Source organism: Aeromonas popoffii (genome assembly GCF_000820025.1).
In the GTDB taxonomy this organism is placed as follows: Bacteria; Pseudomonadota; Gammaproteobacteria; order Enterobacterales; family Aeromonadaceae; genus Aeromonas; species Aeromonas popoffii.
Window position 1 is genome coordinate 137,263 of sequence record NZ_CDBI01000091.1, and the last position, 9,890, is coordinate 147,152.

Here is a 9,890-nt window from a genome sequence, read left to right on the forward strand (position 1 = left end):
ACAAATAAATGAAAGGCCCCATATGGGGAGAGGAGATGGCATTGAGGGGAAGGCGCTTGGGCGGAGGGCCGTGCAGGCTCGGTTATCTCTTGGCTTGGTTCAATGAATTGACACGGGATCCTGGCAAACAAGTGTAAACAGAAAGTCTATATCGAGCGGACAGACCGCTGGCTGGGGGGGAAGAAGAGGGAAACAAGGGCGCCCCGGGCGGGGCGCCAGGGATCAGCGACTGGCCAGCGGGTAGGTAAAGAGGGCCAGATGGGCGAAGTTGAACAGGAAGTGGATCGCGATGGCGATGCTCAGACGGCCACTGAACTGGAACGCCAGGCCGTAGCAGGCGCCTGCCAGGGCGGCAAACAGCATCAGCAGCGGGCCTCCGGCCAGGTGGGCGGCACCGAATAGCAGGCTGGCCACCAGGATGCCGAGCCAGAGCCGGCTACGGGTGGCCACCCCTTGCTGGATAAAGCCGCGAAACAGGGCCTCTTCCGCCACGCAGGTGAACAGCAGGTTGTTGAGAGCAAACAGCCACCACCAGTGGGGCAGGCCCACTTCGGGCTTGAGTGCCCCGAGTTGCCAGGCGGTGACCAGCAGCGCGGCCAGCGGCAACAGCAGCAAGGCCAGTGCTCGCCAGCGGATCGCACCGCCCTGGCCGAGCAAGGCAGGCCAGGCCAGCAGCAGGCCGAAGAAGACCAGCGGCTTGTCCAGATTGAGGTACATGTTGAAGGGCACGCTGGCGGGGCCAGCCAGCACCTGGTCCAGCACTTTCAGATTGCTGAAGCCGGGGATGAGGTGCAGCATCAGCGCTATGGCCCACAGCAGTATCAGGGTCAAGGCGGCGCCACGCCATGGCTGGGGCAGGCTGGGAGTACGCCAGGCCAGCAACAGGCCCGCCAGCGTGATCAGCAGGGCGAACAGGCTGAGGTGGTCGAGGTAGCAGGCGGCCAGCAGGGCGACCCCCAGCAGGATCAGGCCGGGCAGGCGTTGCCGGGCCAGACAGAGCAAGACGGCCAGCGTCAGGGCTCCCCAGATGAGCGAATCAGGTAGAGGTAACATTGAGTCTCCAAGGCCGATAAAAGTCCCGCACCTTAACAAGCCGTCACATCATGACACAAGGCTCAATAGGCAGGTTCAAATCCCTGTCTGGGCGGGTCAGCTGCGGGGCACAGCCATGAAAAAGCCGGAGCTTGGGCTCCGGCTTTTCTGATACTGCATTGCCAGTTCGGAGGCGTGTTAGCGACCCGCACCGGCAATCACACGGGATTTATCGACCGGATTCGGCGATGACGCGGGCTATGATATCGGCACGCTTGGTGGCTTCCAGCTCGCCCAGGGCGATGAGGCCAGCCTTGAAGATGACGTTCTTCGGCAGGCTGACGTCGTCCAGGGTGGTGATGGCTTCGACATGCAGGCCGTTCAGACGGCTGGCATCGCGCGGGCTCAGGTTGACCTGAGTGTTCATCACCTGCTTGCCTTTCTTCTTGGCAGGCACGGCGTGTTTGGTCTGGTCCTGTTCGTCTTCCGGCTGTTCTGGTTGTTCGCCGTCAAAATCATAAATAGACATAGTCAATCCTGTTGGGTTGCAAGGGGCATGCTCGCCCGAAATGTGGGTATTCAGCCCATATCCTCGTTGCGGATAAAGGCGCGCCAGGAGCCGAGCACCTGGGCAAAGTCTTCCAGTCCGCACATGGCCAGCTGCTCATCATCGTAGTAGGCGAGATCGTCGAGATCCTCATCCAGCTCGATATTGAGGACGTTGGCCTTCACTTCGGCCTCCTCATGGGTGAGCAGCAGTGAATAGTCACCGCCGTGCAGCAGGTATTCTGTGCGGGTGCGATTCGACAGCTGGTCGATGATGGAGAAGAGTTCGTCGAGCTTCTCCTCATCCTTGCCAACTTCATCGATCAACCACTGACCAATGGCCTCATGGCCCATGGAGAACCGGGCGCGATAGCCACCGAACGGGTCGCGGCGAAATTCATAGTCCATAGTGGAGCCCATATCGGAAAGATGAAGCCACCACGCCACACAGCGGCATAACGCCAGATCCATGATCCATGGTGGGGCACATATAGCGTAAAGTGGCCTATTCTAGCGATCCCCCCTGCGCTTGTCTTGATGATGTGGGATCTTTGCGCGTCGGCCTGTGCGATTGTGGGCCCCCAGGCGTCATGCCAGCTTGTTGTCCGGAGATGTTATGCAGCTAAACGATACCCTGGCCCGTCAGATAGTGAGCAGGGCGATGAAGATACTGTCGTTCTCGGTCAACGTGATGGATGAACACGGTTTGATCATCGCCTCCGGCAATCCCGAGCGCCTTCATCAGCGCCACGAGGGGGCCGTGCTGGCACTGACCGAGAACCGGGTAGTGGAGATCAGCGAGGCGACCGCCCGGCAACTCAAAGGGGTGCGTCCCGGCATTAACCTGCCCATTGCCTATCAGGGGGAGCTGCTCGGGGTCATCGGCATCTCGGGTGATCCGGACATCGTTCGTGCTTACGCCGAGCTGGTGCGTATGACGGCCGAGCTCATTCTGGAGCAGGCGGCGCTCACCGAGCAGTTGCAGTGGGACAAGCGCCACAAGGAGGAGCTGGTGCTGCAGCTCATCCGCGGCGAGGGGCGAGTCGATCAGCTGCAACAGGCGGCCCGTTTCCTCGAGCTGGATCTGGCCCAGCCTCGGGTGGTGGCCGTGCTGGCGCTGGAGGAGGCAGATCCCGCCCGCCTGCGGGAGCTGGTGCATCTGCTGGAAAATCCGGAGCGGGACAACCTGGTGGCCATCAATGGTCTGGACGAGATAGTGGTGCTCAAACCGGCCCAACTGAGCGACGGCGTCTGGCAATCTGAGCAGGAGCGCAGTCGCATCAAGCAGTTGCTGGCCCGCATTCCCCACTTCAAGGTGCGCATCGGGGTGGGTGATTACTTCGGCGGCATAGACGGGTTGGCACGCTCCTATCAGACGGCGCGGGACACGTTGCGCCGGGGCATGCGGCAGGCGCCGCGCAAGCAGGTCTACTTCTTCGAGGATTACCGGCTGCCTGTGCTGCTCGGCAGTCTGGCGGACTCCTGGCAGGCGGATCAGCTGCGCGCGCCCCTGCTCAAGCTGGCGCAGGAGGACACAAAGGGAGCGCTGCAAAAAACACTGCGCCAATATTTCTTGCTGGATTGTGATCTGCATCCCTGTGCCGAAGCGCTGTTCATCCACCCCAATACCCTGCGCTACCGGCTGACCCGGATTGAGCAAATAACCGGTTTGAATTTCAACAAGTTAGATGACAAGTTTTTGCTCTACCTCGGGCTCAATCTCGATAACTGATTTGTTGTAATGCACAAAAATAATCTTTTTAAAGAGATATTATTTGGCTTTTAAACCAAAGCATTCCGATCCCGGATCACCATAATGGCCACCATTCACTCCCACTCAAGGTGCCCGTCATGATCCCTGTATCCGCGCTCGGCGCTCTCGCCGCGCTCTCCATCGCCATCTTCCTCATTTTGAAGAAGGTTCCGCCCGCTTACGGCATGATAGTCGGCGCCCTGGCCGGTGGCCTGATCGGCGGTGCCGATCTGACCCAGACCGTCGCCCTGATGATAGGTGGCGCCCAGGGGATCACCACGGCCGTGATGCGGATCCTGGCGGCCGGTGTGCTGGCGGGCGTGCTGATCGAATCGGGCGCGGCTACCACCATAGCCGAGACCATCGTCAAGAAGCTGGGCGAGACCCGCGCCCTGCTGGCACTGGCCCTCGCGACCCTGATCCTGACTGCGGTCGGTGTGTTCGTGGATGTGGCGGTTATCACGGTTGCCCCCATTGCGCTGGCGATTGCTCGCCGTGCCGACCTCTCCAAGGCGGCTATCTTGCTGGCCATGGTCGGTGGTGGCAAGGCGGGCAACGTGATGTCCCCCAACCCGAACGCCATTGCAGCCGCCGACGCCTTCCATCTGCCTCTCACGTCCGTCATGGCGGCGGGCATCATCCCGGGCCTGCTCGGTCTGGCGATGGCTTACTGGCTTGCCAAGCGCCTCAACAATAAAGGCAGCAAGGTCGCTGCCGATGAGGTGGTGAGCTTTGCCGGCACCAAGCTGCCCGGCTTTGCTGCGGCCATCAGTGCACCGCTGGTCGCCATCCTGCTGCTGGCCCTGCGCCCGTTGGCCGGTATCGTGGTGGATCCGCTGATCGCCCTGCCCCTCGGCGGCCTGGTTGGCGCCCTGATGATGGGCAAGTTCAGCAAGGTGAATCAATTTGCGGTCTCGGGCCTTTCCCGCATGGCGCCGGTAGCCATCATGCTGCTGGGAACCGGTACCCTGGCGGGCATCATTGCCAACTCGGGCCTGAAGGATGTGCTGATCAGCGGCCTGACCGCCTCCGGTCTGCCCTCCTACCTGCTGGCCCCCATCTCGGGCGCTTTGATGTCGCTGGCGACCGCTTCGACCACGGCCGGGACAGTGGTGGCCTCCAACGTGTTCAGCGCCACCCTGATTGAGCTCGGCATCAGCAGTCTGGCGGGGGCCGCCATGATCCATGCGGGTTCCACCGTGTTTGACCACATGCCCCACGGCTCCTTCTTCCATGCCACGGGTGGCAGCGTCCACATGGGCGTGGGGGAGCGCCTGAAGCTCATCCCCTACGAAACTGCCGTCGGTCTGACCATCGCAGCTGTCTCCACCCTGATGTTTGGCGTGTTTGGCCTCGCCTAAGGAACTGATATGAAAATTGTTATCGCACCGGATTCATTCAAGGAGAGCCTGAGCGCCATGGCGGTGGCTGATGCCATCGAGGCGGGTTTCAAGCAGGTGTTGCCAGATGCCACCTACATCAAGTTGCCCATGGCCGATGGCGGCGAGGGGACAGTGCAATCCCTGGTGGATGCCACCGGTGGTCGTATCCTGCCGGTCGAGGTGACCGCGCCGCTCGGTAACAAGGTGCAGGGCTTCGTCGGCCTGCTGGGGGATGGCGAGCGCGCCGTCATCGAGATGGCCGCCGCTTCAGGGCTGCATCTGGTCGCGCCGGAACTGCGCAATCCGCTGCTCACCTCCAGCTTCGGCACTGGCGAGCTGATCCTGGCTGCGCTGGAGATGGGGGTGAAGCACCTGATTCTCGGTATCGGCGGCAGTGCCACCAATGACGGCGGTGCCGGCATGATCCAGGCGCTCGGTGGCAAGTTGCTGAAAGCGGATGGCACTTCTATTGCGCTGGGTGGTGCTGGTTTGGCCGAGCTGGCGACCATCGACCTGAGTGGCCTGGACTCCCGTCTGAGCAGGATCACCATAGAGGTGGCTTGCGATGTGGACAATCCACTGTGCGGCCCGAAAGGCGCCTCCGCCGTGTTTGGTCCGCAGAAGGGGGCCAACCCCGACATGGTGGCGCAGCTCGATGCCAACCTTTCCCGCTATGCCGACTGCATCGAACAGGCGCTCGGCAAACAGGTGAAGGATATTCCGGGGACGGGCGCCGCTGGCGGCATGGGCGCGGCCCTGGTGGGCCTGCTCGGTGCCGAGCTCAAGCCAGGTATCCAGATCGTCATAGCGGCGCTGAAACTGGCCGAGGCGGTGGCTGATGCGGATCTCGTCATCACCGGCGAAGGGCGCATCGATAGTCAGACTATTTATGGCAAGACGCCAATCGGTGTCGCACGCTGTGCCAAGCAGTTTGGCAAGCCGGTGATAGGTATTTCGGGCTGTCTCACCGACGATTACGGTGTCGTGCATGAGCACGGACTGGACGCCGTGTTCGCCGTGGTCAACCGCGCCATGTCGCTGCCGGAAGCGCTGGCCACCGCCACCACCAACCTGCAGCTTACGGCCCGCAACGTGGCCGCGCTCTATATGATGCGACGCTAATCCTGTTCTGGCCGGTGCCTGGCACCGGCCAAACCCTGCCCCGTGTAGCGGTAATGACCAGCATCTGCTGCCGGTCTGCCCGACACACCTTGCCGATCTGTCGATCGGCTTTTTTCATTATCCTGCTGTATCCCCGCCACTTTTCTGCGGTTTCTGTGTTCCGGTTGCGCACTTTGCGGCATAGTGATCTCCCATAGTACAAGGAGCCACCCATGATCTTGCTGACCCTGGGGGTACTGCTGTTTACCCTTATCCACCTCTACCCCTGCTTCGCCGCTTCCCACAGGGACCGCCTGTGCGACCGGCTGGGGGAGAACCGTTACAAGGGGCTCTTCTCGCTGCTGCTATTTGTCGCCATTGGCTTTATTCTTGCTGGCTGGCGTTCGTCCAGCCCCATGCCGCTCTACTTGCTGCCCACCTGGGGCCCGACCCTGATGATGGGCGCCATGCCAGTCGCGCTGATCCTGTTCTTCTCCGGCCAGGGGCCCAATCACCTGCGCCGTTGGCTGGTGCATCCCCAACTGCTCGGTACCCTGCTCTGGGCCGGCGCCCATCTGACGGTCAACAGCGAGGCCCGCTCTCTGGTGCTGTTCGGCGGTATCGGTCTGTGGGCGCTTATCAGCATCATCTGGATTTCGGTGCGGGACTGGCAGCGCTATCCCCGTCCCGCAGCGAACTGGGTGGGTACTGGTATCAGTGTGGGAGCTGGACTCGCGGTCACGGCTGTCTTGATCTTCTGGGGTCATGGCTGGCTGACCGGCATACCCTTGCGCTAAATGATGGGGATGAACCGGCTGCGCCACCTGTGCGTATGACGCTCATCTGTTCAAAAGGAGTTGCCCGATGAAATGGTTCACTTTGTTATTACTACTTGGTGTTGGGGCTGTGTCTGCTGCCTGTCCCGACTACTTCAATGTGGAGATGCGGGAGCTCAACAACACCCAGCGCCACAACCTGTGTCAGCTGACCGAAGGCAAGGTGGTGCTGGTGGTCAACACAGCGTCTTATTGCGGCTATCGCGGCCAGTTTGGGGATCTGGAGACGCTTTACCAGACCTACAAGGATAAAGGACTGATAGTGCTGGGTTTTCCGTCAAACGACTTCTGGCAGGAGTCGGGGGATGAGGACAAAACCGCCGCTGTTTGCCGCCGTGACTACGGGGTGACCTTCCCCATGTTCAACCGGTTGTCTGTGCGCGGTGACGATGCCAGCCCGCTCTACAAGGGGCTGGCCGCGGCCGCGGGCGAGGCGCCGGGCTGGAACTTTCACAAGTACCTGATAGGGCGTGATGGCAAGCTGATCGCGAGCTATGGTGCGAACCAGAATCCGGCCGACGATCCCCTGCAAAAAGAGGTCAAACGGGCACTCGGGCTTTAGGTCTACCCCGCTGCGGGCGGCTCTGGAATAATGGAGGCCCGCTTTCCTATCTGGTAATCCCGTGTTGCAACGTCTGCCCCAAATGGTGATCTTCGATGCCCTGGTCCGTGAACAGGGCATCTCGGCGGCCGCGCGGCGGCTCGGCGTCTCCAAATCCCACATCAGCAAGCAGCTGGCCCAGCTTGAGACCGAACTCGGTGCCCAGCTGGTGCAGCGCACCACTCGCCGCTTCTCCCTGACCGAACTCGGTCAGGAGTATGCCCGTCACTGCCGCGCGTTGGTGGCGGTGGCGCTGGAGGCTGACTCCATGGTGGCAGAGCGCCGTGGCAAGGTGAGTGGCGTCCTGCATCTGGGAGTCGGTCAGTCCTTTGGCCGGTTGCACGTGATCCCGCGCCTCAAGGCGTTTCAGGATCGCTACCCCGAGCTGGAGCTGGAAGTCTCCCTGTTCGATCACAGAACCAACCTGGTGGATGAGGGGCTGGATCTTTGGATCACCACCTATGAAGACAAGCCCGAAGCGCTGGTGGGGCAGCGGCTGGCGGATATCCACTTCGTGCTGGTGGCCTCGCCGGACTATCTGTTGAGCCACGGCACCCCGCTGCACCCCAAGGAGCTGGCCCAGCACAACTGCATCACCTACCAGAGTCGGGAGCGGCGCTACCACGAGTGGTCGTTTCGCCAGGGCAAGGAACGCCAGACGGTGCAGGTGGCCGGCAACTACCGGGTGGATTTGGCGGAGGCGGTGCGGGATGCCGCCCTGGCCGGACTCGGTATCGCCTATGTCGCCAATTACTTGCTGGACCAGGAGTTGCAGTCCGGTCAGTTGATCCCCCTGCTACCCCAGTGGCGGCCGAACCAGAAGATGGCGGTGCACGCCGTCTACGCCAGGCGCGAACATCTGGATCCCAAAATCCGGCTGTTCATCGATTTCCTCAAGGAGAGCTTCGGTCCCAATCCCTATTGGGAGCAGCGACTCGCCCCCTGGCTCGGCGGCAAATTGTCTGGCATAGAGGAATGATCGTTTTTATATAAGAACGCTGGCTTTCGTGTGATACCAAAATTGAACCAAATCAGCGGGTTGGCGCAACCGGTATCGTGCAAACGTTTTTGCTAACAGGGCTGTAACCAAGCGGGCTTGCAGTGACGGAGCGTGGAGCGCAGAATCCGCGCCCATCTTTTGCCCCACCTGATGGAGTCCCTATGATAGCCCTGCTCGGCATACTGAGTATCTTGGCGCTGGCCGTGATCTGTTCTGAAAATCGTCGTCGTATCCCGCTGCGAACAGTCGGCCTTGCCCTCTGCCTGCAAGTCCTCTTCGCCGGTCTGGTGCTCTGGCTGCCTGCCGGTCAGCACGTGCTGAACGGGGTCAGCGAGAGCGTCAGCAGCGTGATAGGTTACGGCCAGGAGGGGATCGCCTTCCTGTTCGGGGACCTGGCCAAGTTCAAGCTGGGCTTCATCTTTGCGTTCAACGTGTTGCCGGTCATCATCTTCTTCTCGGCGGTGATCGCCATCCTCTATCACATAGGCTTGATGCCGCGGGTCATCGCCCTGCTGGGCGGCGGTCTTCAGAAGCTACTGGGCACTGGCCGCGCCGAGAGCCTCTCCGCCACCGCTAACATCTTCGTCGGCATGGTGGAAGCGCCGTTGGTGGTTAAACCCTACCTCTCCAAGATGTCTGACTCCCAGTTCTTCGCCGTGATGAGCTGCGGTCTCGCCTCCGTGGCTGGCGGCACCCTGGTGGGCTACGCCAGTATCGGGGTCGAGCTGAAATACCTGATCGCGGCGGCCTTCATGTCGGCGCCCGCCGGTCTGGCCATGGCCAAGATCCTGGTACCGCCCGGAATCGGCGAGGTGGATCACCATCAGGACGTGGAGATCCCGCGTGCGACCAATGTCATTGAAGCGGCGGCCGATGGCGCCATGGCTGGCCTCAATATCGCGGTCGCGGTCGGTGCGACCCTGTTGGCCTTCGTTGGCGTGATCGCTATGCTCAACGGCCTGCTGGGTTGGGCTGGCGGTCTGGTGGGGCTGGATCTGAGTTTCCAGATCATCCTGGGCTGGCTGTTTGCCCCCGTCTCCTGGCTGATCGGCGTGCCCTGGGATCAGGCCCAGGCGGCCGGTGCCCTGATCGGGACCAAGATAGTCATCAACGAATTCGTCGCTTTCATCGCCCTGGTGCAGGATCAGACTCTGAACGAATCGAGCAGGGCCATCGTCACCTTCGCCCTGTGCGGTTTCGCCAACATCTCCTCCATGGCGATCCTGATCGGTGGTCTGGGCGCCATGGTGCCGGAGCGCAAATCCTTCATCGCCCGTTATGGCATGCGCGCCATATTGGCAGGTGTGCTGGCAAACCTGATGAGTGCCTCGCTGGCGGGGCTGTTCCTCGCCCTCTGATTAACCTCGACGCTAGCACCTTACGGTCAGAGCCCGCTTCGGCGGGCTTTTTTGTTGGCCGCGTTCGGGCAAAAAAAAAGCGCCTCAGAGGAGGCGCGGGGAAAAAACAGATTGGAAGCGTCACATGGGTGCCACTTGAATGAGGGATGAGCCATGCCATCCAAGTGTGAAGCCATGATGCCTGACCCTGTCTGAAGCCCTTCTGAGGCGATTCTTCATGCTGCGTTCATTTTACTAAACGCGAAACGGGACCAATCCAGTGCCAGCAACCAGTGTTTTAC

10 protein-coding genes are annotated in these 9,890 nt (G+C 61.3%); 7 read left to right on the forward strand and 3 right to left on the reverse strand.

Annotated elements, in window-relative coordinates; all coding sequences use genetic code 11:
• Nucleotides 1-222 precede the first annotated feature (222 nt).
• The 3 genes from BN1129_RS19470 to BN1129_RS19480 form a co-directional block, all read right to left on the reverse strand.
• Complete coding sequence (locus BN1129_RS19470; RefSeq protein WP_042038775.1) at nt 223-1,053, reverse strand: CPBP family intramembrane glutamic endopeptidase; 831 nt, start codon at nt 1,051-1,053, stop codon at nt 223-225.
• Nucleotides 1,054-1,261: 208 nt separating this feature from the next.
• Nucleotides 1,262-1,561 (reverse strand): hypothetical protein, encoded by a 300-nt coding sequence (locus BN1129_RS19475; protein WP_042038776.1) that lies wholly within the window; start codon nt 1,559-1,561, stop codon nt 1,262-1,264.
• A 50-nt stretch (nt 1,562-1,611) separates the two neighbouring features.
• Complete coding sequence (locus BN1129_RS19480; protein ID WP_042038777.1) at nt 1,612-1,986, reverse strand: YacL family protein; 375 nt, start codon at nt 1,984-1,986, stop codon at nt 1,612-1,614.
• 208 nt (nt 1,987-2,194) lie between these two features.
• Between BN1129_RS19480 and BN1129_RS19485 the strand changes: the two genes are divergently transcribed.
• From BN1129_RS19485 to BN1129_RS19515, 7 genes are all read left to right on the forward strand, one after another.
• A complete protein-coding gene (locus tag BN1129_RS19485) occupies nt 2,195-3,310 on the forward strand; it encodes a sugar diacid recognition domain-containing protein (RefSeq protein ID WP_042038778.1) in 1,116 nt (371 codons plus the stop codon).
• A 119-nt stretch (nt 3,311-3,429) separates the two neighbouring features.
• Nucleotides 3,430-4,692, forward strand: coding sequence for a GntP family permease (locus BN1129_RS19490; protein WP_042038780.1), 1,263 nt, complete (start codon nt 3,430-3,432; stop codon nt 4,690-4,692).
• Nucleotides 4,693-4,701: 9 nt separating this feature from the next.
• Nucleotides 4,702-5,835: a glycerate kinase gene (locus BN1129_RS19495; RefSeq protein WP_042038781.1), complete on the forward strand. Its 1,134-nt coding sequence runs from the start codon at nt 4,702-4,704 to the stop codon at nt 5,833-5,835.
• A 212-nt stretch (nt 5,836-6,047) separates the two neighbouring features.
• Nucleotides 6,048-6,611: an NnrU family protein gene (locus BN1129_RS19500; RefSeq protein ID WP_042038783.1), complete on the forward strand. Its 564-nt coding sequence runs from the start codon at nt 6,048-6,050 to the stop codon at nt 6,609-6,611.
• 67 nt (nt 6,612-6,678) lie between these two features.
• Nucleotides 6,679-7,212 (forward strand): glutathione peroxidase, encoded by a 534-nt coding sequence (locus BN1129_RS19505; protein ID WP_042038784.1) that lies wholly within the window; start codon nt 6,679-6,681, stop codon nt 7,210-7,212.
• A gap of 82 nt (nt 7,213-7,294) precedes the next feature.
• A complete protein-coding gene (locus BN1129_RS19510; RefSeq protein ID WP_042038929.1) occupies nt 7,295-8,230 on the forward strand; it encodes a LysR family transcriptional regulator in 936 nt (311 codons plus the stop codon).
• 182 nt (nt 8,231-8,412) lie between these two features.
• Nucleotides 8,413-9,609, forward strand: a complete 1,197-nt coding sequence (locus BN1129_RS19515) for a NupC/NupG family nucleoside CNT transporter (protein ID WP_042038786.1) — start codon at nt 8,413-8,415, stop codon at nt 9,607-9,609.
• The last annotated feature ends 281 nt before the right edge of the window (nt 9,610-9,890 follow it).

Coding starts and splice junctions, on each gene's coding strand:
- BN1129_RS19470 (WP_042038775.1), bottom strand. CDS start 1,053: ATGTTACCTCTACCTGATTCGCTCATCTGGGGAGCCCTGACGCTGGCC.
- BN1129_RS19475 (WP_042038776.1), bottom strand. CDS start 1,561: ATGTCTATTTATGATTTTGACGGCGAACAACCAGAACAGCCGGAAGAC.
- BN1129_RS19480 (WP_042038777.1), bottom strand. CDS start 1,986: ATGGACTATGAATTTCGCCGCGACCCGTTCGGTGGCTATCGCGCCCGG.
- BN1129_RS19485 (WP_042038778.1), top strand. CDS start 2,195: ATGCAGCTAAACGATACCCTGGCCCGTCAGATAGTGAGCAGGGCGATG.
- BN1129_RS19490 (WP_042038780.1), top strand. CDS start 3,430: ATGATCCCTGTATCCGCGCTCGGCGCTCTCGCCGCGCTCTCCATCGCC.
- BN1129_RS19495 (WP_042038781.1), top strand. CDS start 4,702: ATGAAAATTGTTATCGCACCGGATTCATTCAAGGAGAGCCTGAGCGCC.
- BN1129_RS19500 (WP_042038783.1), top strand. CDS start 6,048: ATGATCTTGCTGACCCTGGGGGTACTGCTGTTTACCCTTATCCACCTC.
- BN1129_RS19505 (WP_042038784.1), top strand. CDS start 6,679: ATGAAATGGTTCACTTTGTTATTACTACTTGGTGTTGGGGCTGTGTCT.
- BN1129_RS19510 (WP_042038929.1), top strand. CDS start 7,295: ATGGTGATCTTCGATGCCCTGGTCCGTGAACAGGGCATCTCGGCGGCC.
- BN1129_RS19515 (WP_042038786.1), top strand. CDS start 8,413: ATGATAGCCCTGCTCGGCATACTGAGTATCTTGGCGCTGGCCGTGATC.